Below are 25,350 nucleotides of genomic sequence, written 5' to 3'. Positions count from 1 at the left end.
CGTCACCGGGTTGCCGATCCGGCGACCGGCACCGGTCATATGGGCGCTGGCGCAGCACTATTCAGCCGATACCCCTCTTTCTCGCACCACGAAAGAGCCGGTTCGCAACCAGAGGAACTGCCGTGGAACCGCCGAAAAAATCCGGACCGCCCCGCCGGGGCAAGCCAGGCGGCCCGACCCGCCCCGGTGGCGCCGGCAAGAGGCCGCCGCGCGGCCAGCGCCCACCGGCGAAGCCTTCCGCATCTTCCAATCCCCACCCTGCCCGCGCTGCCGCCTCCGGGGGCAAGGACGAGCCGCAGCGCATCGCCAAGCTGCTCGCGCGCGCGGGCGTGGCGTCGCGTCGCGAGATCGAGCGCATGATTGCGGAAGGACGGATCGCGCGTGATGGCGTGGCGATTGATACCCCCGCTACATTGCTGACCTCCCTGCATGGCGTCACGGTCGATGGCGTCGCGGTCGCGGCCCCTGCCCCGGCGCGGCTCTTCCTCTTCCACAAGCCGACCGGATGCCTCACCACGGAGCGCGATCCTGCGGGGCGGCCCACCATCTATGATCGCCTGCCGATGGGACTGCCCCGGCTGATGCCGATCGGCCGGCTCGACATGAACACCGAAGGTCTGTTGCTGCTCACCACCGATGGCGGGTTCAAACGGCAGATGGAACTGCCAGCAACCGGCGTGCCCCGCACATATCGTGCGCGCGCCTTCGGCGAAGTCAGCCAGCAGCAACTGGAGGATCTGTTCGACGGGCTGGAAGTGGACGGCATCCGCTACGACCGCATCGAAGCCAATCTGGAGCGGCGCACCGGGCGCAACCAGTGGATCGAAATGACGCTCACCGAAGGCAAGAACCGCGAGGTTCGCCGGGTACTGGAGCATCTGGGCCTGAAAGTGAACCGCCTGATCCGCACCGCCTATGGCCCCTTCACGCTGGGCGAGATGCCGGTCGGTGTCGTCGATGAAGTGCGCCAGCATGACCTCATCCAGTTCCGCAATTCGCTGAAAGCCGCCAAGGCGTGAGGATCATCGCAGGCCACTGGCGCGGGCGCACGCTGGTCGCGCCGAAGGGTGACGCCACCCGTCCCACCGCAGACCGGACGCGCGAAACGCTGTTCTCGATGCTCCTGAGCCGCATCGGATCGTTCGAGGGCTTGAGTGTCGGCGATTTCTTCGCCGGATCGGGCGCGCTGGGGTTCGAGGCGCTTTCACGCGGCGCTGCGTCCTGCCTCTTCGTCGAGCAGGATCGGGCCGCGCTCGACGCAATCAAACGCAATGGCGAAACGCTTGGCATTCGGCCGGATGTGCGGGCGGCCAGCGTCCTTTCGCTGGGAAGCGCGTCGAAACCCCTCGACGTCCTTTTCATGGATGCGCCTTACAGCACAGGCGCGGGCCAGGTCGCGCTCGACAAGCTGGCACGGCAGGGATGGACCGGACCCGCAAGCTGGATCAGTATCGAGACGGATCGGCGCGAGGATGTGGCCGTAAAGGGTTTTGCGGTGGACACGGTGCGCGATGTCGGAAAGGCCCGATTGACCCTGCTCCGGGCGGAAAGCTGACCCTGATAGCAAAAAGGCCGCCGGGCATGACACCCGGCGGCCTTTTCTCTTGCAAAAGTTCAGCGCCGCTTGTGCATCTTGCGGGCCTCGCCCGGATTGATGCAGCTATCCTGCACGGTCCTCGAACAGACCGGATATTCCTTATCCCCGGCGGGCGGCGGGGTCATGTTGCCGCCGACCGTCACCGGATTGGCAGGAGAGCCGGTGGATGCCGCGGGATCGCGCGGCATTCCTGCCGGAGCGGGCGTCATACCTATGTCGGCCGGAACTGCCCCGGTGGGCTGCCCCGCATTGGGATCGGCTGCCGTGGTGCCGGCGGCGGGATCGGCTGGCGGCGCGGGCGGCGCGGCTGGGTCGGCAGCGGGCGGAGCCATGTCTCCGGCAGGCGGCTGCGCAGCCGGAGCGGCGGCATCCTGCGCCACCGCCAGAGTGGAAAAGCTCATCAATGCAGCGCCAGCCAGGAAAAGCGTCTTCATCGGGATCATCCTTCCTATGTTCTTCGCCCCGTCAGCCCGCTCGGGCAGGGTCAAAAACCAAGGGAGCTCTGCACCGTTCCTTACGCTGACGACTAGATGGCTCCCATCCGCGCCGAACCGAACGGCGGAATGACTTGGCGGATGCGCGAGAACCCATGCCGAGATGCTCGCGCTTACTCTTATGTTCGAAGGTGGCGCACCCAAGAGGATTCGAACCTCTGGCCTTTGCCTTCGGAGGGCAACGCTCTATCCAGCTGAGCTATGGGTGCGTGACGCGATGTCAGGAGGCGCGGGTAGCAAAGTCCTCCAGCCTGCGCCAGTGCCTATTTGCGGTCCGCAGAAACTAGCGCCGAACTAGGCCGGATCGACATTCATCGTAGCCAGATCATGGCGGCGGCGAGGTGGACGAAGCCGGCAAAGTGGAGGGCTCGCCGATCGTAGCGGGTCGCAAAGCGGCGGAAATGCTTGAGGCGGCCGAAGCAGCGCTCGATCCAGTTACGTTGTTTGTAGAGTTCGGCGTCATGCGGGATGAAGACTTTGCGATTCCGTTTGGACGGAATCACCGCCTGCGCCTCCATTCGAGCGATCGTCTCGCGTAAGTCATTGCTGTCATAGGCTTTATCGGCGAGCACGGCTCCGGCTTCCTGCCCTTCCAGAAGAGCTGAAGCAGCGGTGATGTCATGGGCCTGCCCAGCCGTGATGCGGAAGCGCAATGGCCGGCCCAGCGCATCGGCGAGCATGTGGATCTTGGTCGTCAATCCACCTCGGGAACGCCCCAGCGCCTGATCTTGAGCCCCCCTTTTCCGGACGCTGCCTGCTGGTGGGCGCGAACGATGGTGCTGTCGATCATCAGATATTGGTTGTCGCGATCCGTGGTGAGCGCTTCGAACACCCGTTCCCATACGCCGCTATCACACCAGCGGCTGAAGCGACGATGCACCGTCTTCCATCGGCCATAGCGCTCGGGGAGATCGCACCAATGCGCACCAGAGCGCAGAACCCACAAACATCCGTTCACAAACAATCGGTTATCTGATCCCGTCCGACCAGGATCACCCGCCTTGCCCGGAAGCAACAGCGCGATCTTCGTCCACTGCGTATCGTTCAATTCGTATCGCTTGATCCCCATCGTCCGCTCCGCGTTCCAACACGAAGCCATATGAATCAGCGATCAGCCCCCTTGGGAATCCTGAATGTCGATCCGGCCTAGCGAAGGCCACCGCCCATGGAGCGATAAAGCTCCACCATGTTGGACGCGCGGGTCAGGCGGGTCGCGAGCAGGCTCTGTTCGGCGGCATAGAGCGTGCGCTGTGCATCCAGCGTGGTAAGGAAGCTGTCCACGCCGGACCGAAAGCGCGCATCCGACAGGATATAGGCCCGGCGCGATGCGTCGCGCAGCGATGTCTGCGCCTCAAGCTGCTGCGTCATCGTGCCCCGTCGCGCCAGCGCATCGGCCACTTCGCGAAAGCCCGTCTGCACGCTTTTCTCATAGGTGGCGAGCAGCGCGTCGTAGGTCGCGCGGGCATATTGCAGGTTGCCCTTGCGCCGTCCGAAGTCGAATATCGGGAGCGTGGCGGACGGTGCGACCGACCAGAAATCGCTGCCGCCTCCGAACAGGTTGGACAGACCCTGACTCACCGTGCCCAAAGCCGCCGTCAGCGAGATGGTGGGGAAGAAAGCCGCGCGCGCCGCACCGATATTGGCGTTCGCTCCGCGCAACGCATGTTCGGCGGCCGCGATGTCCGGTCGGCGCAACAGCACCTCCGATGACATATTGGCCGGCAGATTCTCGAGCGTCGCGCCGCCCTGCGGCATCGCGTCGGGCAAGTCGCCCGCTGGCACGGTCGTCCCCGCCAGAAGATTGAGCGCATTCTGATCCTGCGCCACAAGCGTTGTCGCCTGTGCGATGTCCGATACCGCCTGATCGTAGCTGGTCTGCGCCTGCCGCACTTCCAGTTCCGATGCGACCCCCTTGGCGAAGCGGGCGCGGGTCAGTTCCAGCGTCTTCCCGAAAGCTTCCCGCAGATCGTGCAGGATGCGCAGCCGCTCGTAATCGGCCGCCATGGTGAGCCAGGCGTTGGCCGTTTCGGCGATCAGCGCAGTCTGCGCGGCATTGCGGTTTTCGACCGCCGCGAAATATTGCTCCTGCGCCGCCTTGCCAAGGTTCCTGACGCGTCCGAACAGATCAATCTCCCAGGCGGAAACGCCCACCTGTGCCTGATAGACATCGTTGTTCAGCCGTTGCGACTGGCCGAACTGCACCAGCGGCTGCTCGCTATAGGTGGCGGTGCCGGTCGCCCCGACCGTGGGCAGCAGGTCGGCCCGCTGCACCCGATATTGCGCCCGCGCCTGCGCCACGTTGGCGACGGCCAGGCGGAGGTCGCGATTATTGGCAAGCGCCGTCTCGATCACCCGCGCGAGACGCGCGTCCGTGAAGAAATCGCGCCAGGCGGTGTCGGCGGGCGCAATTGCCGCGTCGGCCCCGTTCACATAAGCTGGCCCTTCCGGCGAGCCGACCGGGATCGGCGCCTGCGGCCGGACATATTTCGGCGCCAGATCGCAGGCGGCGAGCGCCAGCGACAGGGTGAGCGCTCCTAGCGCGTGGATGCCGCGTGTCATGCTTATCAAGCCTCCCGCGAAGGCGCGGCGGGTGCATCGCCCTCATCCGCTTCATGGTGATGATGTTCGCGGAACAGCCGCTTCACGACCGTGAAGAACACCGGAACGAAGAAGATGGCGAGCACTGTCGCCGACAGCATTCCGCCCACGACAGCCCAGCCGATGGCGTTCTGCCCGCCAGCGCCCGCACCCGACGAAACCGCCAGCGGCAGCACGCCGAAGATGAAAGCGAAGCTCGTCATCAGAATGGGCCGCAACCGCAGCTTGCCCGCCTCCAGCGCGGCCCTTGCCGGGGACAGTCCTTCGCGCATTTTCTCTTCGGCGAATTCGACGATCAGGATCGCGTTTTTCGCCGATACGCCGATGGTGGTGATGAGACCGACCTGAAGATAGATGTCATTGTCCAGCCCCGCCAGCGTCGCGGCGATCACCGCGCCCAGCACGCCCAGCGGCACCACCAGCATGACCGCGATCGGTACCGACCAGCTTTCATAGAGCGCGGCAAGGCACAGGAACACGATCAGCATCGACAGCGCGTAGACATAAGGCGCCTGCCCGCCCGACGTATTTTCCTCATAGGATATGCCGTTCCAGGCAAAGCCGACGCCTGCGGGCAGTTTGGCGGCGAATTCCTCCATCGCCTTCATCGCTTCGCCGCTCGATACGCCGGGAGCGGGCGCGCCCTGTATGTTCATCGACGGGACGCCGTTATAACGTTCCAGACGCGCCGGCCCCTGCGCCCATTCGGTCGTCGAGAAGGCGGACAGCGGAGCCATGGTTCCGCTGCTGCCGCGCACATGGAAGGCTCCGATGCCATCGGGCGAAGTGCGATAGGGCGCATCGGCCTGAACATAGACGCGCTTCACCCGGTCGCGGTCAATGAAGTCATTCACATAAGCGCCGCCCAGATTGGTGCTGATCGTGTCGTTGATGTCCGCCTGTGCGATGCCCAGCGCACCGGCGGCCGCCTGATCCACGTTGAGCCTGAGCTGCGCCGTATCCTCCAGCCCGTTGGGGCGGACCTGCGCCAGACGCTTGTCGCCCATGGCCATGCCAAGCAACTGGTTACGGGCGGCCAGCAGCTTTTCATGGCCCAGATTGGCCTGATCCAGAAGCTGAAAGTCGAAGCCCGATGCGTTGCCCAGTTCCTGCACCGAAGGCGGCACCAGGGCAAACGCCATGCCCACACCGAGGCCTTGGAAAGCCATGTTCGCGCGCAGCGCTATGGCCGAAGCGCTGTTGTCCGCACCCTTGCGCTCTTTCCAGTCCTTCATCCGGGAATAGACGAGGCCGACATTCTGGCCCTGCCCCACGAAACCGAAACCGGAAATGGTGAACACCGCCGCGACATTGGCCTTTTCGTCGACCAGAAAATGCTGGCGCATCCGTGCGAGTGCCCGTTCCGTCTCCTCGACGGTGCTTCCGGCGGGCAGCGACACCTGCGAAATCACGATCCCCTGATCTTCTTCGGGCAAAAAGCCGCCGGGCAGCCGCAGGAAGATGAATGCCATGCCGATGGCGATAAGTCCGTACAGGATCATCGTCCGGCCCCAGCGCCGCTCCATCTTTTCGACGCCTTTGCCATATCGGCGCACGCCCCTGTCGAAGGTGCGGTTGAACCAGTCGAAGAAGCGGCCGAACACCGATCCGACCGGCCCGTGCCAGCTATGACCGTCCGACGCAGGCTTGAGGATCGTGGCGCAAAGGGCGGGCGTCAGGATCAGCGCGACCAGCACCGACAGGATCATCGAAGACACGATGGTGATCGAAAATTGCCGGAAGATCACGCCTGTTGATCCGCCAAAAAACGCCATCGGCAGGAATACCGCCGAAAGCACCAGACCGATGCCAATCAGCGCGCCGCTGATCTCGTCCATCGACTTTTTCGCCGCTTCCTTGGGCGACAGGCCTTCATCCTGAATCAGGCGCTCGACATTCTCCACCACCACGATCGCGTCATCGACCAGCAGGCCGATCGCCAGCACCATGCCGAAAAGGGTCAGCGTATTGATGGTGAAGCCCGCCGCGCTGAGGATAGCAAGCGCGCCCAGAAGCACGACCGGAACCGCGATGGTGGGGATCAGCGTCGCGCGCCAGTTCTGGAGGAACAGGAACATGACGACGAACACCAGAAGCACTGCTTCGAACAGCGTGTGGATGACCTGTTCGACTGACAGCCGCACGAATTTCGAATTATCGACCGGGAAATCATATTTGACCCAGTTCGGGAAGTTCTTCGACAGTTGATCGACACGGTGCTTCACCGCGTCGACCGTCTGGAGCGCGTTCGCGCCGGGCGCCAGCTTTACGCCGAACCCGGATGCCGGATGGCCGTTGAACTTCGCCACGAAGCCATAATTTTCCGCGCCCAGTTCCACGCGCGCGACATCGGACATCAGCACCACCGCGCCGTTCGCGGCGCTGCGCAGCCGGATGTTCCTGAATTCGTCCACGGTGCGCAGCCGCGACTGCGCCGTTACCGTTGCGTTGAGCGCCTGCCCCTTGGGAGAAGGCGTGCCCCCGATCTGACCGGCGGACACCTGCGCATTCTGCGCACGGATCGCTGCCTTCACGTCGCCGGTGGTGACGCCCAGATTGGCCATCTTGTAGGGGTCGAGCCAGATCCGCATCGCATATTGCGTGCCGAAGAGCTGCGTGTCGCCGACACCCGTCACGCGGCTGATGGGGTCTTGCAGGCTGGACGCGATAAAGTCTGCTGCATCCTGCTGATCGTGAATGCCATCGTCGGCATATACGGCCAGGATCATCAGGAAGCTGGATGTCGACTTGCCCACCCGCAAGCCCTGCTGCTGCACTTCCTGCGGCAGCAGCGGCGTGGCCTGTGACAGCTTGTTCTGGACCTGCACCTGCGCGATGTCGGGGTCGGTCCCCTGCTCGAACGTCAGCGTGATGTTCAGATTGCCCGCGCTGTCGCTGGTCGACGAAAAATAGCGCAGATTGTCGATGCCCTTGAGCTGCTGCTCAATGATCTGCGTCGTGGTGCTTTCCAGCGTCTGGGCGTCAGCGCCGGGATAGGTGGTCTGAATCGTGACCGCAGGCGGCGCGATCTCCGGAAACTGGGCGACCGGCAGCGAACGGATCGCCAGAAGACCCGCCAGCATGATGACGATGGCGATCACCCACGCGAAGATGGGCCGGTCGATAAAATAGCGTGCCATGGCCTAGTTGGCCCCGCCCGGCGCGGACTCTGCCTTGCCCCCTGCCCCGCCCGGCGCGCCTGCCGTCACCTGTTGCGGCGCGCCGGGTCGCACGACCGTTCCGGGCCGCAGGTTCAAAAGCCCCTCGACGATCAGGCGATCCCCGGACTTAAGCCCTCTGGTCACGATCCACTTGTCGCCCAGCGTGCGATCGACCTCGACCTGACGCATCTCGACCTTGTTGTCCTTGCCGACGACCATCGCCGTAGCGCGGCCACGCGGGTCGCGGCTGATGCCCTGCTGCGGAGCGAGGATCGCCTGCAACCGCTGCCCTTCGATCAAACGTGCGCGCACATACATGCCGGGCAGCAGAAGACCGTCGGGATTGGGGAAACTGGCGCGTAACGTCACCGCGCCCGACGCCTGATCTACCGTGACTTCGGTGAACTGGAGGCGGCCTTCGACGGGATAGACGCTGCCATTGGGCAGCAGCAACTGGATGCGCGCGCCGCCCGCTTCGCTGATGCCGCCGCTCTTCATCGCCTGCCGGAGGTCGATGATCTGTGCGGCGGACTGGGTGACGTCGACATAAACGGTATCGGTGCGCTGGATCGTCGTCAGCGCGTCGGCCTGCCCCGCCTGCACGAGCGCACCGGGCGTGAAGAGCGAGCGGCTGATCCGACCCGAAATGGGCGCGCGCACCCGCGTGAAGTTCTGGTTGACCTGCGCGGCCTGAACGGCGCCGCGCTGGGCTGCGACATCGGCGCGCGCCTGCTCGGCGGCGGCGGCGGCATCGTCATATTCCTGACGGCTGACGGCGTTGATACCGACCAGATCCCTGTAGCGCTGCGCCTGAAGACCGGTCGCCCGGATCGCCGCGTTGGCGCGGGCCAACTGTCCCTGCGCCTGCGCCAGAGCGGCGCGATACGGCGCGTCGTCGATCTCATACAGAAGTTGCCCGGCCCGGACATAGCCGCCTTCCTCAAAAAGCCTGCGGCGGATGATGCCATTGATCTGGGGACGCACCTCGGCTGTTTCGACCGCGACGATCCGGCCGGGAAGTTCGTTGAAAAGCGGCGCAGTCTCGCTCTTGAGCGTGACCACGCCAACCGCTGGCGGCGGGGGCGCTGGTGGCTGCTCTTTGCCGCAGCCTGTCAGACCGAGCGCGGACGCGCACGCCACCAACCCGGCCCATGTCCCCTTTTGCATCGAGTGCTTCCCGTGTCTGGATTTATCATATAGGCGGAATGAACATTCATTCCTATCGGTCGTTCAGGTATTTTTTCGACCCGACGATTTCAAGGGGCCGCAACGCGAAAATGAACGAAGAAGTTGCACCGCACCACAGGAAAGACAGCAGAAGCCGCATTTTGCTGGCGGCGCGCAACCTGTTCGATCGTCGCGGCTTTCACCAGACGCCCATGGCCGATCTGGCCGAAGAAGCACAGGTGTCCGTCGGCCAGATCTACAGACTGTTCAAAAGCAAGGAAGACGTCATCGGCGCGATTGTCGAGGATGACGCCATGCGGTTGAAGCGGCAACTCGAACGCCTGCGTGAAATGCTGGATGCGGGCCAGATCGCCGTAGAACAGGTCTTCGAAAGGATGTTGTGTCAATCGGCGTGCAAACGGGACCCCCTATCGGCGCGCAAAAGGGACCCCCTTTTCAAGATGGCGCAAGGTTGATCGGACACGCGCCCTTGCGCTGCGCGCGGCGTAGGGAGGGCGGAGCCCGACCGGAGGCGCGCGCAGCGCAAAGCATCTTAATCCCGGTGTGCAGCGGAGATCAGTTTCGGTTCTTGAAGCGCCAGCTGTCATTGCCGGTCTCGATGATGTCGCAATGATGGGTGACGCGATCGAGGAGCGCGGTGGTCATCTTGGGATCGCCGAAGACCGTGGGCCATTCGCCGAACGCGAGGTTGGTGGTGATGATGACGCTGGTCTGCTCGTAGAGCTTGCTGACCAGATGGAACAGCAACTGGCCGCCTGAGCGGGCGAACGGCAGGTAACCTAGCTCATCGAGCACGATCAGATCGAGACGGGATAGCTGGGCGGTGAGTGCGCCGCTCTTGCCGATCCTGGCTTCCTCTTCGAGACGGGTCACCAGATCGACGGTGTTGAAGTAGCGGCCGCGCGCACCGGAGCGAACGACATTGGCGGCGATAGCGATGGCCAGGTGGGTCTTGCCGGTGCCCGTGCCGCCGACCAGGACGATATTGCGCCGAGCGGGCAGGAACGCGCCGCTGTGCAATGAACGCACCAGCCCCTCGTTGATCGGTGTGCCCTCGAACCGGAACGCGTCGATGTCCTTCACGACCGGCAGCTTTGCGGCCGCCATCCGGTATCGGATCGACGCGGCATGGCGATGCGTCGCTTCCGCTCGGAGAAGGTCGGTCAGTATCTCCATCGTGGTGCGCTGACGCTGAAGGCCGGTGGTGACCGCATCATCGAACGCGCCCGCCATGCCCTTGAGCCCAAGCCCGCGCATCGCCTCGATCATGTCATGCCGCTGCATCGAAGGTCCTCAGCTGGTCGTAACGGGCGCAGTCGGCGATCGGCGGATGGCGCAGCGCGCTATCCTCGGAGGTGATGATCGTAAGTGGGCGCGGCGGCTCGCGGTGCCGCGCCAGGATGTTGAGGATCAGATCGTCGCTCGCCGTGCCGGTCGCCAGCGCTTCGCGCACGGCCGCTTCGACCGGATCCAGGCCATCGATCAGCACGGCCGACAGCACACGGACGAACCGGCGGTCGGCATCGTCGCCATTACCAAGCTTGCGGCGCAGGCGCGCCAGCGCAGGTGGCAGGTCCCAGTCCTGGAAGGGCGCGCCGTTCCGCAGCGCGCCGGGCTTGCGGGCCAGCACCGGCAGATAATGCCAGGGGTCGTAAATCGTGCGGTTACGCCCGAAGGTGCGAGGATGCTCGGCGACAACCTCCTCGCCGCAGCGCACGATGATGCGGTCGGCATAGGCACGGACCTGCACCGTGCGCCGCGCCATCGTCGAGAGAACCGAGTAGCGGTTGCGGTCGAAGCTGATCAGGCAGGTGCCCGTCACCGCATGCTCGCTCTCGTTGAAGCCGTCGAACGGCCCCAACATCGGTTGCAGTGCCGATCGTTCGATCTCCAGCGCCTGCGCTACGGTTAGCTCGCCCTGTTCAGGATGCGCCTGCCGTTCCGCCCAGCGCCGACACTCGGCCTCCAGCCAGCCATTGAGCTCCTCGAGGCTGGCGAACCGCAACCGGGGCTGGAAGAAGCGACCCCGGATCGTCTGCACCTGGTTCTCGACCTGCCCCTTCTCCCATCCCGCCGCAGGTGAGCAGGCGGTCGGCTCGATCATATAATGGGCGGTCATGATCAGGAACCGCCGGTTGAAGACCCGTTCCTTGCCGGTGAACACGCTCGTCACCGCCGTCTTCATATTATCGTAGATGCCGCGCCCTGGCACCCCGCCGAAGAAAGCAAAGCCGCGCGCATGCGCGTCGAACAGCATCTCCTGGCTCTCGCGCGGATACGCCCGGACATAGACTGCCCGCGATGCACACAGTCGCATATGCGCGACCTTCACCCGCATCGGCTTGCCCGCGATCTCCACATCCTCATGGCTCCAGTCGAACTGGTAGGCCTCGCCGGGCTTGAACATCAGCGGGATGAAGGCCGTGACACCATCGCCGGCATCCTTGCGCCGATCGGCCTTCCAGCGCGCCGCGTAGCGCCGCACGGCATCGTAGGAGCCCTCAAAACCCTCGCGCTCCAACAGATCATGGATCCGCGTCATCCGCAGCCGCTCGCGCTTGCCGCGCACCTCATTCTCTTCCAGCAGTGTGTTCAGGCGATCCTGAAACGGACCGATCCGCGGCAACGGCTGAACCTTACGCTGATAATCGAATGCGCCTTCCGGCGCCCGGATCGCCTTGCGGATCACCTTCCGCGATACATGCAAATCCCGCGCGATCGCCTTGATCGCCTTACCACCGGCATACTCGCGCCGAATCCGAACCACTGTCTCCAAAACCAACATCCCGATCTCGCCGCCTGATTATCCAGCCGGCTGCTTAAACCATCGAAATGAGGGGTCCCTTTTAGACGCCGATCACCCCGCTAACGGGGTCCTTTTTGCACGCCGATCCACATGTTGCTCGATGCAGTATCCGATCAGCAGGAGGCGTTGAGCTTCGACATCCTCGCGGAAAGCCTTCGCAAGGTTCAGGTCGGTGACATCGTGGCGGACATGTGTGCCGCCATTCGCGGGGTGCTTCGGCACTTTGCCTGTATAGCCAATCCCGCCCTGTCGGAGCACGCGCTGGATGTGGCGGAGGAACTGCTGCTGGCCTGCCTGTTCGGCATCGGCCATCGCCGCGCTTCGCGGCCCCGACTAAGCGCAGCCCAGATCGCCGAGGGTGGCGCGACGATGATTACAAAAGCGCTGCGCCACGTTCGATAGCGCACGATCCTGCGACAGGTTAAATTTTCGTTCTGCCAGGCACCGCTGGTCGTGGATATTTAACCATTGAACGCAGTCGCAGCATTTTCGTGCTGCATTGCGAGATCAGGCTCCTAAACTTGGATGGATCAGGGTTCAGGAGCAAGTGTCTATGGTCAAATCCCCCTACGACCCAAGCTATTTCGCTGAAAGAATTGAGAGAAATCTCCAACTGGCCGAACAGGCCGCCGACCCCGCGATTCGTAGTCTTCATCTGGAATATGTGCGCCTTTACCGGCACTTGCTGGTAGAGCAGGTGCCTGCCTGACCCCTATTTCCCTTCCCCCTCTTCGGGCAGGACGACCGCTGCCCAACTGCGCGATGGAATGAGATATTTCGCGGCCACCGCCTGAAGCTGGGCGGGCGTGACGGACAGGAGATCCTCGGCCATCCTCGCCATCGCATCGACATAGCGCGGATCGCGCGCCGTCCCCTCCATCTGCTGCATCCAGAAAGCGTTCCCCGTGCTGGCGCGCGCGAGAAGCTGTCGCATCGGCGCCACCGCCCGCTGCAGCTCATCGGCGCTGACAGGCGTCTTCGCGAGATCGGCGGCCGTCGCCTTCACGACGTTGTAGAAATAATCGACGCGGTCAGGCCGGACCTGGCTCGTCACGAGGATATAGCCGCCCGATTCAGAGGAGAATGGCCAGTTGTTCTGGACGGTCGGCGAATAGGCCGCGCCCTCCGTCGAACGGAGCTTGTCGAACAGGCGGTCGTTGAAGATCTGCGTCAGGATTTCGAGCTGGCGCGCCTCCTTCTGCAAGGCGAAGCCGCCCGCGGTCGGCCACGCGATGACGGCGGCCGCCTGTTCCCGGTCGCCCTTGTGCCGCAGCACGACCGGCTTTTCCACATGCCGGGGAAAGCGCATCGCGCGGTTGGCCGCAGGGACCGGTTTACCCGGCCGCGGCGGCAGCGCGCCGAACGTCGCCGCAACCGCCTGGATCGCTTCATCCGCCTTCACCTGCCCGAATATCTGGATGTCGATCGGGCCGGAAGCGAGGATCGGCTCCCACGTCTTGCGGAATGCTTCGGGCGTCAGCGCGTTGATTTCCGCAAGATCGGGCGTGCGGAACCGCACATCCCTGTCATGCAGCAGCCAGTTGAGATCGCGCCCGAGCACTGCGTCGGGGGAGCGCGAAAGCGCATCATAGGCGACCGAAGCCCCCGTCTTCACCCGCGCGATGGGCGCAGGGTCCCAGCCCGGCTCGGCCAGCTTGGCCGCGAACAGGCGCAACTGGTCCTTATAGTCCGCCGGGCGCGTCACGGCCTGAAACTCGAACGCATCGTCATTGATGGCAAAGCCCATGCCGATCCTGCGGCCATTGGTCAGCTCATCAAGCTCCCCCTGCCCCAGCTTGCCGATGCCGCTCGCGACCAGTGCGTAATCTCCCGCCCAGCTTGCCACCCGCTTCGTGGGAGAAAAGGCCCGTTGTCCCCGACCGAAGCGCACGTTGATGCGCACCTTTTCGGTTTCCGCATCATTGGCGAAGAGGGTCAGCTTGACCCCGTTGGAGAACGTGATTTCCTCCATCCCCGGCAGGCCGATGGGCTTGCGTGACACCACCGTCCCCGCCGGGTCGAACTTCGGCAGGTCATCCATCGTCACGGCCTTGTCCGACAGGCGGGCATTGGATGCCGCAGTGACCGGAGCGGAAACGGCGGCCTCCAGACGCGCCTCGACACCGGGTATCGGCTTGCCCGTGGTCAGCATCGCGCGGAACACGCCAGCGGTGAACAGTCGCCGGGTCGATTCCAGGATTTTCTGCGGTGTCATGGCGGGCCTGCCCGCGCGGAAGATGTCGAGCGCCGCCTGCGGGCTGACGGTCGTCTCGCGAATGTCGACCGCGCTCACCAGATCGCTTGCCTGCTTCGCCCCGGCTTCGGTGTCGGCATTTTCGACCTGTATCGCGAGCGCCGTATCCATCTGCGCATATTCGCGGTCGATCTCCGTCTGGCTGGGCGCGGAGGCCTTCGCATCCTCGACGATGGCGCGCACATCGCTCAGCGCCTTCTCCCAATCCTCCCCCGTGGGCGTGATGCTGAGGAAGGTGCCGTCGCCCGACCGGCTGATGTCCTGCTGGTCTACGCCAGCCTGCAGGAAGCTGCCGCCCGCGCGCGCGGCGCGCTCCAGCCGTCGGCTGACGATCTGGAGCGCCAGCATGTCGGTCAGCTTGTCCTGATTGTAGACGATGGTGTCGGCATGCGGCTTCCACGGGCGCAGCCATGCCAGCGTCAGGGCGAGCGGCACGCCCGGTTCCACGACTACGCGCGTGGCGGGCTGTCCGGGATCGGGAGTGCCGAAATCGGGGAGCGCAGCGCCCCTGCCGGGGACGGACCAGCCCGCGAACTGGTCCTTCAAAATCTGCTCCATGACCGCCGGGTCCATATCCCCCGCAATCGAAATGACGGTGTTTTCGGGCCGATACCAGCGCTGGTGGAACGCCTCCACCTTGGCGGCGGTCGCGGCGGTCAGGGTGGCGACGGTGCCGATCGGCGCATGATCGGCCAGCGGCTGCCCGGCGAAGAAATGCTGCCGGGAAGCGTCGGACAGGCGCATCTGCGGCCCGTCGCTCTCCCGCTTTTCGGCCAGCACCACGGCGCGCTCCGCTTCGACGGCGCTGTCCACGATATTGGGGTCGATCATCATGCCCGCGAGGATCTTCATGCTCTCGCCAAGGCTGGCGGGCGTCGCCTGCGGCAGGTCGAGCGCGTAGGTCGTGCCCGTGGGCGTCGTCTGCGCATTACTGTCGCTGCCGAAGCTGACCCCCAGCCGCTGCCATATGCGCTTGGACTCGCCATCGGGCACATGGCGCGATCCGCGCATGGAAAGATGCTCGATATAATGGGCGTAGCCCAGTTCGTCGGGCTGCTCCATCAGCGACCCGACATCGACGCGCAGCCGGATCGCGACCTGCCCCGGCGGCACGCCGTTGCGCCGGATCGCATAGCGCAGTCCGTTCGGCAAAGTGCCGAAACGCCACTCCGGGTCGATCGGCACGTCGCTATTTTCATAAAGCCACGGCCGCGTCTGCGCCGTGGTCGCGCCCTGCGCTCCTGCCGCACCCGGTTTCGCCGTCTGCGCGGCGAGCGGCGTGCCCGCGAGCAGAAGGGCGAGGATGGAAAGCGAAGCAGCCGAACGGCGGGGAAATAAACGCATAGACAGCCAGCCTAGCGTTTGATTTCTGAATGACCACTGACAAATGAGTCACGCCCGTCAGGGCCGCGCCGCCCGCTCCGACCGAACGGAGCGGGCGGCGCGCTCATGACCTCAGCGCGGCGCGCCGGTCCGTTGCACCGCACCTTTGTGCGCGCCCACGCCGCCACCACCGCCGCGACGACGGCGGAACGGCTTTTTCTTCGCGCCCTCGCCTTCACCGCGATGCGCATTGTCCGGCGCACCGCGCTGGGCCTTCTGCCCGTCCTGATAGCGACGCTGTCCCTCGGCCCGGCGCGCCTGCTGCGCAGGCGACTGGCTCGGCCCCTTGCGCGACGGCGCGGGTTTGGGGAGATTGCGCACCGCTTCCATGAAATTCTCGGGCAACGGCACAATGTCGAGCTTGACCCGCGTCGCCTTCTCGATGGCTTTCAGATAGGGCCGCTCGTCGTCCGCCACGAAGCTGATCGCTATGCCCTCCGCTCCCGCCCGCGCGGTGCGGCCGATGCGGTGGACATATTGTTCGGCCACGTTCGGAATTTCGAAGTTGATGACGTGGCTGACACCCGACACGTCGATCCCGCGTGCCGCGATGTCCGTCGCGACCAGCAGCTTGCAGTGCCCCTGGCGGAACGCCTGAAGCGCTGTCGTCCGCTGCGCCTGGCTCTTGTTGCCGTGGATCGCGAAAGCCTGAATGCCCGCGCCCTCAAGGAAGCGCACGACGCGATCCGCGCCATGCTTGGTGCGGGTGAAGATCAGCGCGCGGTCGATGTCCTCTGTCTTCAGCACAATGTGCAGCAGCGCCTGCTTTTCCGCCTGATTGACGAAGGTCGCCTGCTGGCGCACCCGCTCCGCCGTGGTCGACTGCGGCGCGACGCTGACCTTGACCGGATCGTTGAGGAACTGTCCGGCAAGCGCCTCGATCTCCTTGGGCATGGTTGCCGAGAAGAACAGATTCTGCCGGTCGCGCGGCAGCAGCTTGGCGATGCGCTTCAAAGGATGGATGAAGCCCATGTCCATCATCTGATCGGCTTCATCGAGGACGAAAATTTCGGTGTCCTTGATCGTGAAGCAGCGCTGGTCGATCAGGTCGAGCAGGCGGCCGGGCGTCGCAACGACGATGTCGACGCCCTGCGACAGTGCGCGGATCTGCTTGTTGATCGGCACGCCGCCGAACACGGTTTCCACCGACAGCTTCATGAAGCGACCATAGTCGCGAAAGCTCTGCGCGATCTGCGCCGCGAGTTCGCGGGTGGGCGACAGCACCAGCATCCGGCAGCCCAGGATCGGCGTGGGCTTGGGATTACGGGCGAAATAATCGAGGCTCGGCAGCGCGAACGCCGCCGTCTTGCCCGTGCCCGTCTGCGCGATGCCGCACAGGTCATGTCCTTCCAGCAGGACGGGAATCGCCTTCTGCTGGATCGGCGTCGGGTTGGCGTATTTCTTGGCGGCAAGCGCCTTCAGGATTGGCTCTGACAGGCCAAGTTCGGTAAATTCCATGGGATATGCTCACAAGTCGGCCGGGCGCCGACCTGGTGCGAAACGCAAGCCAAGGGCGCAAGGCGGGTTACGAAACGACCCGCGTGAATAGGGAAGCCTCAAACAGCTTAGCGCAGACTTGTCATTGGCCGGTCCTGCCCTGCTTCGGGCCGAACGATCACGCTGCCAATCGCTGAGGGGCTTTTCAAAAGCCGTCTGCTGCGCTGCGGCGCATATGGCGCAAGCGCAGGCAAAAAGCAAGCGGCCCGGACATGCCGGGCCGCCGCGTCTTTATATGCGTGCGGATTACAGCGCTACTTCGGCATGTTTGCCCTTCATTTCTGAGCGGACATCGCCCCCGAACATCATCTTGAACACGCCCTTGAGCGACAGGTCGGCAAGCCAGATTTCGGCCGTGCCGAGGTCATAACGCAGCATCAGCAGGCCGGGATCGTTGCGGCCCTGCGGATACCATGCTTCCACCTGCTTCGACCAGTAGCGGTCGATAATGGCCGGGTCGGTTTCCGGCGTCAAAGTGCCTTCGATGCAAGCGAAAAGACTGTGATCCTTCGCGGAAAACTGAGCCATGGCCGGACCGCCGGGCGCGAGACGGTTGTCCTTTGACGTATAGAACCAGAAGCAATGACTGGCGTTCGGATCGAGCTGAGCCGTCATCGGCAGACTATGTTCCGCGCTACCTTCCAGACCCAGCATCAGGAAAGGGCTGGTCGACAATTCCTTCCAGAAGCGGTCGCGGATATCGCTCGTATCGGTCATGGCCTGTCTCCTTGCGTTTGCTGTCCCCAATCGACAGGGCCGCGCGAAGTTCCGAAACGCTTGATCTTCGCCACGCGCATCGCCACATGGCTGCCATGCTGATCGAGACCGAACTCACACCCAATCCCGCCACCATCAAGTTCCTGCCGGGACGGGAGGTCATGGGCGGCGGCACCCGCGACTTCGCCAGCCCCGAAGAGGCGGAAGCCTCCCCGCTCGCTGACGCACTGTTCGGGCTGGGGGACGTGACAGGCGTCTTCTTCGGCAGCGATTTCGTGTCGGTGACGATCGCCCCCGGCGCGGAATGGAGCACAGTGAAGCCCGATGTCCTCGCGACGCTGCTCGATCATTTTTCCGCCAACATGCCACTCTTCGCGCCGGGCAGCGCCGCTGGCATCAGCGTCCCTGCCGACGACGAAAGCGCTTATGCGGACGATCCGGAAGACGCGGAGATCGTGGAACAGATCCGCGACCTCATCGAAACGCGCGTCCGCCCCGCGGTCGCCAACGATGGCGGAGACATCGTCTATCGCGGATTCGACAAGGGCACGGTATACCTCAAGATGCAGGGCGCCTGCGCCGGCTGCCCCTCGTCCAGCGCCACGCTCAAGAACGGCATCGAACAACTGCTGAAACATTATGTGCCCGAAGTCACCGAAGTGCGCGCCGTCTGACCGTCTGGACATTTGGCAAACGCAGGAGGATGGACTAACCGCGAGGACGGGCCGCGATCGGGCGGCTGCCTGACGGGAGTTCCGCTTGCGCCTTCTGGTGATCGACACTGCGACACAGGCTCTGTCCGTCGCCCTGCTCAATGATGGCCGCCCTGTCGAAGGCTTTCACGACATTGTCGGGCGCGGCCATGCAGAGGCTCTGCTTCCCGCAATCGCCGCACTTCCCGACGGAGGACGTGCCGATGCCATAGCCGTTGCGGTCGGGCCGGGCAGCTTCACCGGGGTCCGCATCGGCATCGCTGCGGCGCGCGCACTGGCGCTGGCATGGGGCATTCCGGTCCACGGCTATAGCACGCCCGCGCTCATCGCCGCACAGGCGGCACGCAGCCACGAAGGCGGGCCAATCATCGTCACGATGACCGGCGGCCACGGCGAACTCTTCTGGCAGCAATTCGACGAAAGCGGGCGCAACCCCTCGGCCTCCGTGGCTTCGACTGCCATTGCCGCCCTTGCACGGCAGCTCGACGCATCCTTCTTCTACGGCACTGGCGCCGAAGCGCTGGTGACGGCGCGCGGCGCCGGAACGGCGATTACCCTCTATCCCGACGCGGCCAACTACCCCCTGATCGCGGACCTGCCGCCCCTGCCCCCCAGCCCTGTCTACGGACGGGCAGCAGACGCGAAGACGATGGCGGAGCGTGCATCGGCATGATGGCGGGCATCGTTCTGGATCACTATGACGACACCGATCGCAACGCGCTGGCCGACGCGATGGAGGTGATGGCGAGCGCGTTCGATCCCGCATTCGGGGAGGCCTGGACGCTTCCGCAACTGGCGGGCGTGATGACCATGCCGGGCACCTGGCTCACGATTGCGCGCCTGGACGCTGCGCCGTTGGGCTTCGCCCTCGTCCGTTCGGTGCTCGACGAATGCGAATTGCTGCTGCTCGCGGTGACGCCCCTGTGGCGCGGGCGCGGGATAGGCGTAACGCTTTTACAGGACAGCCTGTCACAGGCCCGGCGTCGGGGAATTATCTCCATGAATCTGGAGGTTCGCTCGACCAACACCGCCATACGTCTTTATGAGAGATGCGGCTTCGAATATGTACATCGTCGTCCCGGTTACTATCGCGGTAATGATGGCAATCTTCACGATGCACTGAGTTTTCGTATAGATATGACAGGTTAATTGAATAACGGCTTGCGAAATGCTCTACGGCAGGCTAGTCGGATTCATACCGCTCATGAAACATTCTCCTCGGGCGGGTCGCGCAAATCCATTCTTCGCAGGATATTAAAAAATGGAAACCGAATCCGCCCAGAACGAGCTGCTCATTACTTTGACGTCAGACATCGTGGCAGCACATGTGTCAAACAACAGTGTCGCTGTCTCGGATGTCTCTTCGCTCATACAGAATGTCCACGCCGCGCTTGCTGGCCTGAGCCAGCCCGCCCCTGTCCCGGAAGTAAAGCCCGAGCCTGCGGTATCTGTCCGCTCTTCGATAAAGCCTGACTACATCATCTGCCTTGAGGACGGAAAGAAGCTGAAGATGCTCAAGCGTCACCTGATGACCCATTATCAGATGACGCCGGACGACTATCGCGCCAAGTGGGGCCTGCCCGCCGACTATCCGATGGTTGCGCCCAACTATGCGGAACAGCGCCGCAGTCTCGCAAAGAAAATCGGCCTGGGCACCAAGCGTCGCCGCACCCGCCCGGCCAAGTAAAGGCTCCGGCCACGTGGAAATTCGGAAAGGGGCGCACGACCATGCGCCCCTTTCCTGTATTCGCAAAACGGTCTAGGCTGTTTCCACTTTCCGCCGGATCAACAAGCGAGCGTTCATGAACCGCAAAATCGACGTCGAAGCCCTGTGCCATGAAAAAGGCCTGCGCATCACCGAACAGCGGCGCGTGATCGCCCAGGTTCTCAGCAGCGCCGTGGACCATCCCGATGTCGAGGAATTGCACAAGCGTTCGGCGGCGATCGACCCCGGCATTTCCATCGCGACGGTCTACCGCACCGTGCGCCTGTTCGAAGAAGCGGGCATTCTGGAACGCCACGACTTCGGCGACGGCCGCGCCCGATATGAGGCAGCGCCAGAATCCCATCACGATCATCTCATCGACGTCGAAACCGGCAACGTGATCGAATTCGTCGATCCCGAACTGGAACAGCTTCAAAAGCAGATCGCCGAAAAGCTGGGCTTCCGCCTGGTCGATCATCGCATGGAGCTTTACGGCGTGGCGCTCGACCGGAAGAACTGACGCACTTGGCCATGTTGCGCCGATGGAGGCGGATCGGCGCGCTGGTCGCCAGCCTTCTGCTTTGCCTTCCGCTCCACCTGATCTGGCGCGCTCTGGGCGTCCGTTCGCCGTGGCCGCGCCGATTTCTCGCAATGGCGGCCCGGTCGACAGGCGCGCGCGTCCGGGTTGAGGGGCGGCCTTCAGGCGGCGACATCTTCATCCTGTCCAACCATATAAGCTGGATCGACATATTGGCGCTGGGGGGCGCAACCGGCGCGGCCTTCGTTTCGAAGGACGATGTGGCGCGCTGGCCCGCAATCGGATGGCTGGCGGCGCAGAACAACACGCTGTTCGTTTCGCGCGAACGGCGCGGCGGTCTCACGGGTCAGATCGACGCCCTGCGCGCTGCGATGCTGGGGCATCAGCCCGTCGCGCTCTTCCCCGAAGGCACCACGGGCGACGGGCGCACGCTGCTGCCCTTCAAGGCCGCCCTGCTCGCCGTTCTCCTGCCCCCGCCCCGCCCCGTGATGATACAGCCGGTGCATATCGACTATGGTGACGCGGCATCCGGCATCGCGTGGACCGGCGATGAGGCGGCAGGCGCAAACGCGAAGCGGGTGCTGGAACGCAGGGGCGTCCTCCCCGTCACCATCCGCTTCCTCGAACCCTTCGATCCTTCCGCCTGTGCCGACCGCAAGGCCATCGCCGCACTGGCGCGGGAACGGATCGCGCAAAGCATTGTCGCGCATCAGCGCCCTTCCGCTGCGCATATCGACCCTGTATAGCTGGACCGCATGAATCGTAACGACACGCCGCGAAAGCCTGCCAGAACCGAGCCGAAGACTTTCCACGTCAAATCCTTCGGCTGCCAGATGAACGTCTATGATGGCGAGCGCATGGCGGAAATGCTGGGCACGCAGGGCATGGCCCCGGCTGCGGAGGGCGCGGAAGCCGACCTCGTCATCCTCAACACCTGCCATATCCGCGAAAAGGCGGTGGACAAGGTCTATTCTGACATCGGCCGCCTGACGCGGGAAGATGGTACACGCCCGATGATCGCGGTCGCGGGCTGCGTTGCGCAGGCGGAGGGCGGCGAAATCCAGCGCCGCGCGCGCAATGTCGACATCGTCGTCGGGCCGCAGGCCTATCATCGCCTCCCCGACCTCATCGGGAAGGCCGGGCGCGGCGAAGCGGCGGTCGACACCGATATGCCGCTCGCGTCCAAGTTCGGCGCCCTCCCCGCCCGCACCAAGCAGGCGCGACCCACCGCCTTCCTCACCATCATGGAAGGCTGCGACAAATTCTGCACCTATTGCGTGGTGCCCTACACGCGCGGGGCGGAAATCAGCCGGAGCTGGAACGCCATCGTCGATGAGGCCAAGGCGCTGGTCGACGGCGGCGCGCGCGAAATCACGCTGCTGGGGCAGAACGTCAACGCCTGGACCGGCGAGGATGACAGGGGGCGGCCGCAGGGCATGGACGGTCTCGTCCGCGAACTGGCGAAGATCGCCGACCTGAAACGCATCCGCTACACGACCAGCCACCCCAATGACATGAGCGACGGCCTGATCGCCGCCCATGGCGAAGTGGAAAAACTGATGCCGTTCCTCCACCTCCCCGTGCAGGCCGGCAACGACCGCATCCTCAAGGCCATGAACCGCAGCCACAGCGCGGAAAGCTATCTGCGGATCATCGAGCGGGTTCGGGAAACGCGGCCGGACATCGCGATCTCCGGCGACTTCATCGTAGGCTTCCCCGGAGAAACCGACGCGGAGTTCGAGGATACGCTCAGGATCGTCGAACAGGTGCGCTACGCGCAATGCTATTCCTTCAAATACAGCCCCCGCCCCGGAACGCCTGCCGCCGACATGGATCATCAGATCCCGGCGGAAGTGATGGACGAACGGCTTGCCCGGCTTCAGGCGCTGCTCAACCGGCAGCAGGCGGAATTCAACGCCGCAACCGTCGGCCGGACCACCGCCATATTGCTGGAGCGCAAGGGCCGCCATCCCGGCCAGCTCATCGGAAAATCGCCATGGCTCCAGTCAGTCGTCGTCACCGCGCCGGAGCTTTCCATCGGCGACATGGTTGAAGTCGATATCGTCAGTGCCGGTCCGAACAGTCTGGCCGGTGAACTCAGCAGGAGGAAGGCCGCTTGAACCAAAGCCTCGTCAATCCCGTTCTCACGGGAACCCGTCTCCCCGACCGACAGTCGCCTGTTGCCGCACGAGGGAGAAAGACGAGAAAGGGAGGCCGCTGAATGTCGAAAAAGCCCAATCACCACCGCGCCGAAACCGCCGAGCGCGCCCGCCTCGAAGTCACGTTCGACCGTCCGCACCTGTTGACGACGCTGTTCGGCCAGTATGACCAGAACCTCGTCGCGATAGAAAACCGTCTGGGTGTCTACATCGCTGCACGCGGAAACAAGCTCCAGATCGAGGGCGATGCCGAAGCGGCGGCGCGGGCGCGCGATGTCATGACCGGCCTCTACAACCGCATCGTCGCCGGACAGGAAATCGACACCGGCGCGGTGGAGGCGGTCATCGCCATGTCGTCCGAACCCACGCTCGACGGCATCATCCGGCATGACGTGGCCGAACCGCCCAAGGTCATGATCCGCACGCGCAAGAAGACCATCGTCCCGCGCAGCGCGACGCAGGTCACTTATATGGAAGCGCTGACCCGCAACGACATCATCTTCGCGCTCGGTCCGGCAGGCACCGGCAAGACCTACCTCGCCGTCGCGCAGGCGGTGAGCCAGCTCATCACCGGCAGCGTCGATCGCCTGATCCTCTCCCGCCCCGCAGTCGAGGCGGGTGAGCGGCTGGGCTTTCTGCCCGGCGATATGAAGGAGAAGGTCGATCCCTATCTCCGCCCGATCTACGACGCGCTTTACGACACGCTGCCCGCCGAACAGGTGGAGCGGCGCATCGCATCCGGGGAGATTGAGATCGCGCCGCTCGCCTTCATGCGCGGACGCACGCTCGCCAATGCGTTCATCGTGCTGGACGAAGCGCAGAACACCACCATCGCGCAGATGAAGATGTTCCTCACCCGCTTCGGTGAAGGCAGCCGCATGGTCATCTGCGGCGATCCCAAGCAGGTCGATCTGCCGCAGCCGGGCGTTTCCGGTCTCGCCGACGCGGTTGCACGGCTTCAGGGCGTCGAGGGCATCGCCATGGTGCCGTTCGGCATCGGCGATGTCGTGCGGCATCCGGTCGTCGGACGCATCGTTCAGGCCTATGAAGGGCCGGACGCGTGATCGAAGTCGCCCTGCTGCACGAGGAAGGCTGGCCGGAAGCGGACTGGGAACTGCTGGCGCAGCGAGCGGTCGAAGCGGCCGTCGCGCACAGCCCTTACGCGCATTTCGCGCATGACCAGGCGCTCTACGAAGTCGCCGTCAAGCTGACGAGCGATGAGGAGGTCCATGGCCTCAACCGCGCCTATCGGGACAGGGACAAACCGACCAACGTCCTGTCCTTTCCCATGGTGCAGGACGACCTGCTTCAGGCGACCGCCAACACCGACGATGGCGAGGTTCTGCTGGGCGACATCGTGCTGGCGGAGGGCGTGTGCGCCGCCGAAGCCGCGGAAAAGGGCATATCCGTGGTGGATCACGCCACGCATCTGATGGTTCACGGGACTTTTCATTTGCTCGGATATGACCATATGGACGACAATGAGGCCGAAGCGATGGAAGCGCTGGAGATAGCGGCGCTTGCCTCGCTCGGACTTTCCGACCCTTATGGGGATCGGCAAACAGGGGATTGAACGACATCATGGCTGACGAGAGCGCCACTTCGAAAGAAGCGGACAGTAGCAGCGAAGGCGGCATATGGAGCGGCATCAAGTCACTCCTGTTCGGCGAGGGCGAGGAAACCAGTCTCCGCAAGGAACTGGAAGAAGCGCTCGACGAATATGACGAGGACAGCGAGGACGGCGAAGGTCCGCCGCCTGCCAAGGGCGACCTTTCCGCTATCGAGCGGCAGATGGTGCGCAACCTCCTCCATTTTTCCGAGCATACCGTCGACGATGTCGCGGTGCCGCGCGCCGACATCATCGCCATCGAGGAAAAGGCGAGCTTCGACGAACTCGCCGCGCTCTTTGCCGAGGCGGGGCACAGCCGCATCCCGGTCTATCGCGAAAATCTCGACACCATCGTGGGCATGATCCACATCCGCGACGCCTTCGCTATCCTCGCAGGCAAGGCGCCGGTGCCCGAAACGCTGGAGCCGCTGATCCGCCAGCCGCTCTATGTGCCCGAAAGCATGGGCGCGCTCGATCTGCTCGCGGAAATGCGCGCCAAGCGCACGCATCTCGCCATCGTGCTGGACGAATATTCGGGCACCGAAGGGCTGCTGACCTTCGAGGATCTGGTCGAAGAGATTGTCGGCGAGGTCGAGGACGAGCATGACGACGCGCCCGAAGCGATGCTGGTGCCGCTCGACGGCGGCCTGTGGGAAGCCGATGCCCGCGCCGAACTGGACGACGTCGCCAAGGATGTCGACCCCAGGCTCGCCGACGTCGAGGAAGATGTCGACACGCTGGGCGGTCTCGCCTTCGTGCTGGCGGGCCGGGTTCCCGACCCCGGCGAGATACTCGAACATGAGCAGAGCGGCTGGAAACTCGAAATCGTCGCCAGCGACGGACGCCGCGTGACACGGCTGCGGCTCCATCCCCCCGCCGGGCAGGATATTCCGGAAGACTGAGCCGGAAACATCCGACAACAGTCGCGAAA

Annotated in this window: 24 protein-coding genes, 1 tRNA gene and 1 pseudogene; 15 read left to right on the top strand and 11 right to left on the bottom strand. The window is 64.2% G+C overall.

What is annotated here, in order from left to right; translation table 11 throughout:
* Positions 1 to 122: 122 nt before the first annotated feature.
* Together SAMIE_RS04535 and rsmD are read left to right on the top strand one after the other, a co-directional pair.
* Entirely contained in the window at positions 123 to 1,019 is an 897-nt protein-coding gene (locus SAMIE_RS04535; protein WP_066701352.1) for a pseudouridine synthase, read from the top strand.
* Positions 1,016 to 1,555, top strand: coding sequence for a 16S rRNA (guanine(966)-N(2))-methyltransferase RsmD (gene rsmD, locus SAMIE_RS04530; protein WP_066701353.1), 540 nt, complete (start codon positions 1,016 to 1,018; stop codon positions 1,553 to 1,555). The genes SAMIE_RS04535 and rsmD overlap by 4 nt, the downstream gene beginning before the upstream one ends.
* Positions 1,556 to 1,614: 59 nt before the next feature.
* On the opposite strand, the gene SAMIE_RS04525 is transcribed toward rsmD, so the two are convergent.
* The 6 genes and pseudogenes from SAMIE_RS04525 to SAMIE_RS04500 form a co-directional block, all read right to left on the bottom strand.
* Entirely contained in the window at positions 1,615 to 2,031 is a 417-nt protein-coding gene (locus SAMIE_RS04525; RefSeq protein ID WP_066701354.1) for a Fe-S oxidoreductase, read from the bottom strand.
* Between the two features lie 192 nt (positions 2,032 to 2,223).
* Positions 2,224 to 2,300, bottom strand: a tRNA-Arg gene (locus SAMIE_RS04520).
* Between the two features lie 102 nt (positions 2,301 to 2,402).
* Positions 2,403 to 3,160: pseudogene (locus SAMIE_RS04515) on the bottom strand (IS5 family transposase).
* A 77-nt stretch (positions 3,161 to 3,237) separates the two neighbouring features.
* On the bottom strand, positions 3,238 to 4,650 hold the full coding sequence (locus SAMIE_RS04510) for an efflux transporter outer membrane subunit (protein WP_066701356.1): 1,413 nt from the start codon (positions 4,648 to 4,650) through the stop codon (positions 3,238 to 3,240).
* A 5-nt stretch (positions 4,651 to 4,655) separates the two neighbouring features.
* A complete protein-coding gene (locus tag SAMIE_RS04505; protein ID WP_066701357.1) occupies positions 4,656 to 7,829 on the bottom strand; it encodes an efflux RND transporter permease subunit in 3,174 nt (1,057 codons plus the stop codon).
* Between the two features lie 3 nt (positions 7,830 to 7,832).
* Positions 7,833 to 9,017, bottom strand: coding sequence for an efflux RND transporter periplasmic adaptor subunit (locus tag SAMIE_RS04500; protein ID WP_066701358.1), 1,185 nt, complete (start codon positions 9,015 to 9,017; stop codon positions 7,833 to 7,835).
* A 110-nt stretch (positions 9,018 to 9,127) separates the two neighbouring features.
* Between SAMIE_RS04500 and SAMIE_RS04495 the strand changes: the two genes are divergently transcribed.
* Positions 9,128 to 9,493 (top strand): TetR/AcrR family transcriptional regulator, encoded by a 366-nt coding sequence (locus tag SAMIE_RS04495; RefSeq protein ID WP_126516742.1) that lies wholly within the window; start codon positions 9,128 to 9,130, stop codon positions 9,491 to 9,493.
* 100 nt (positions 9,494 to 9,593) lie between these two features.
* On the opposite strand, the gene istB is transcribed toward SAMIE_RS04495, so the two are convergent.
* Both istB and istA read right to left on the bottom strand, forming a co-directional pair.
* Positions 9,594 to 10,322 carry an IS21-like element helper ATPase IstB gene (gene istB / locus SAMIE_RS04490; protein ID WP_054590669.1) on the bottom strand — a complete coding sequence of 243 codons (729 nt, stop codon included), beginning with the start codon at positions 10,320 to 10,322 and terminating at the stop codon, positions 9,594 to 9,596.
* A complete protein-coding gene (istA, locus tag SAMIE_RS04485; protein ID WP_030093251.1) occupies positions 10,309 to 11,823 on the bottom strand; it encodes an IS21 family transposase in 1,515 nt (504 codons plus the stop codon). Before istA ends, istB begins: the two co-directional genes overlap by 14 nt.
* 111 nt (positions 11,824 to 11,934) lie before the next feature.
* Between istA and SAMIE_RS04480 the strand changes: the two genes are divergently transcribed.
* Complete coding sequence (locus tag SAMIE_RS04480; RefSeq protein WP_126516741.1) at positions 11,935 to 12,246, top strand: hypothetical protein; 312 nt, start codon at positions 11,935 to 11,937, stop codon at positions 12,244 to 12,246.
* Positions 12,247 to 12,397: 151 nt separating this feature from the next.
* Positions 12,398 to 12,553, top strand: a complete 156-nt coding sequence (locus SAMIE_RS23285; protein ID WP_162849029.1) for a hypothetical protein — start codon at positions 12,398 to 12,400, stop codon at positions 12,551 to 12,553.
* A 3-nt stretch (positions 12,554 to 12,556) separates the two neighbouring features.
* Here SAMIE_RS23285 and SAMIE_RS04475 read toward each other — a convergent pair whose 3' ends face one another.
* The 3 genes from SAMIE_RS04475 to SAMIE_RS04465 all read right to left on the bottom strand — a co-directional run bounded on the left by SAMIE_RS04475 (position 12,557) and on the right by SAMIE_RS04465 (position 17,695).
* Positions 12,557 to 15,442 (bottom strand): M16 family metallopeptidase, encoded by a 2,886-nt coding sequence (locus tag SAMIE_RS04475; protein ID WP_066698410.1) that lies wholly within the window; start codon positions 15,440 to 15,442, stop codon positions 12,557 to 12,559.
* A gap of 111 nt (positions 15,443 to 15,553) precedes the next feature.
* On the bottom strand, positions 15,554 to 16,939 hold the full coding sequence (locus tag SAMIE_RS04470) for a DEAD/DEAH box helicase (protein WP_066698413.1): 1,386 nt from the start codon (positions 16,937 to 16,939) through the stop codon (positions 15,554 to 15,556).
* Positions 16,940 to 17,224: 285 nt separating this feature from the next.
* Positions 17,225 to 17,695, bottom strand: coding sequence for a pyridoxamine 5'-phosphate oxidase family protein (locus SAMIE_RS04465; RefSeq protein ID WP_066698416.1), 471 nt, complete (start codon positions 17,693 to 17,695; stop codon positions 17,225 to 17,227).
* A 95-nt stretch (positions 17,696 to 17,790) separates the two neighbouring features.
* Here SAMIE_RS04465 and SAMIE_RS04460 point away from each other — a divergent pair, with 95 nt between their 5' ends.
* The 10 genes from SAMIE_RS04460 to SAMIE_RS04415 all read left to right on the top strand — a co-directional run bounded on the left by SAMIE_RS04460 (position 17,791) and on the right by SAMIE_RS04415 (position 25,321).
* On the top strand, positions 17,791 to 18,369 hold the full coding sequence (locus SAMIE_RS04460; RefSeq protein ID WP_066698990.1) for a NifU family protein: 579 nt from the start codon (positions 17,791 to 17,793) through the stop codon (positions 18,367 to 18,369).
* A gap of 85 nt (positions 18,370 to 18,454) precedes the next feature.
* Complete coding sequence (gene tsaB, locus SAMIE_RS04455) at positions 18,455 to 19,081, top strand: tRNA (adenosine(37)-N6)-threonylcarbamoyltransferase complex dimerization subunit type 1 TsaB (protein ID WP_066698419.1); 627 nt, start codon at positions 18,455 to 18,457, stop codon at positions 19,079 to 19,081.
* On the top strand, positions 19,078 to 19,557 hold the full coding sequence (locus SAMIE_RS04450) for a GNAT family N-acetyltransferase (RefSeq protein WP_066698422.1): 480 nt from the start codon (positions 19,078 to 19,080) through the stop codon (positions 19,555 to 19,557). Before tsaB ends, SAMIE_RS04450 begins: the two co-directional genes overlap by 4 nt.
* Positions 19,558 to 19,669: 112 nt before the next feature.
* Positions 19,670 to 20,095: a MucR family transcriptional regulator gene (locus tag SAMIE_RS04445; RefSeq protein ID WP_066698425.1), complete on the top strand. Its 426-nt coding sequence runs from the start codon at positions 19,670 to 19,672 to the stop codon at positions 20,093 to 20,095.
* A 115-nt stretch (positions 20,096 to 20,210) separates the two neighbouring features.
* Complete coding sequence (locus SAMIE_RS04440; protein ID WP_066698427.1) at positions 20,211 to 20,633, top strand: Fur family transcriptional regulator; 423 nt, start codon at positions 20,211 to 20,213, stop codon at positions 20,631 to 20,633.
* Between the two features lie 5 nt (positions 20,634 to 20,638).
* On the top strand, positions 20,639 to 21,397 hold the full coding sequence (locus tag SAMIE_RS04435) for a lysophospholipid acyltransferase family protein (protein WP_066698429.1): 759 nt from the start codon (positions 20,639 to 20,641) through the stop codon (positions 21,395 to 21,397).
* Positions 21,398 to 21,406: 9 nt separating this feature from the next.
* Positions 21,407 to 22,771 (top strand): tRNA (N6-isopentenyl adenosine(37)-C2)-methylthiotransferase MiaB, encoded by a 1,365-nt coding sequence (gene miaB / locus SAMIE_RS04430; protein WP_066698430.1) that lies wholly within the window; start codon positions 21,407 to 21,409, stop codon positions 22,769 to 22,771.
* A 101-nt stretch (positions 22,772 to 22,872) separates the two neighbouring features.
* Positions 22,873 to 23,874 (top strand): PhoH family protein, encoded by a 1,002-nt coding sequence (locus SAMIE_RS04425; RefSeq protein WP_066698432.1) that lies wholly within the window; start codon positions 22,873 to 22,875, stop codon positions 23,872 to 23,874.
* The gene (ybeY, locus tag SAMIE_RS04420) at positions 23,871 to 24,383 is read left to right on the top strand and encodes an rRNA maturation RNase YbeY (RefSeq protein WP_066698435.1); all 513 of its coding nucleotides are present in this window, start codon (positions 23,871 to 23,873) and stop codon (positions 24,381 to 24,383) included. Before SAMIE_RS04425 ends, ybeY begins: the two co-directional genes overlap by 4 nt.
* A gap of 8 nt (positions 24,384 to 24,391) precedes the next feature.
* Complete coding sequence (locus tag SAMIE_RS04415; RefSeq protein WP_066698442.1) at positions 24,392 to 25,321, top strand: hemolysin family protein; 930 nt, start codon at positions 24,392 to 24,394, stop codon at positions 25,319 to 25,321.
* Positions 25,322 to 25,350 lie beyond the last annotated feature (29 nt).

Origin of the sequence: Sphingobium amiense (genome assembly GCF_003967075.1) — a bacterium.
Taxonomy (GTDB): Bacteria; Pseudomonadota; Alphaproteobacteria; order Sphingomonadales; family Sphingomonadaceae; genus Sphingobium; species Sphingobium amiense.
Note: the sequence above shows the minus strand (reverse complement) of the source record. Positions and strands in the feature narration are given on the sequence as shown.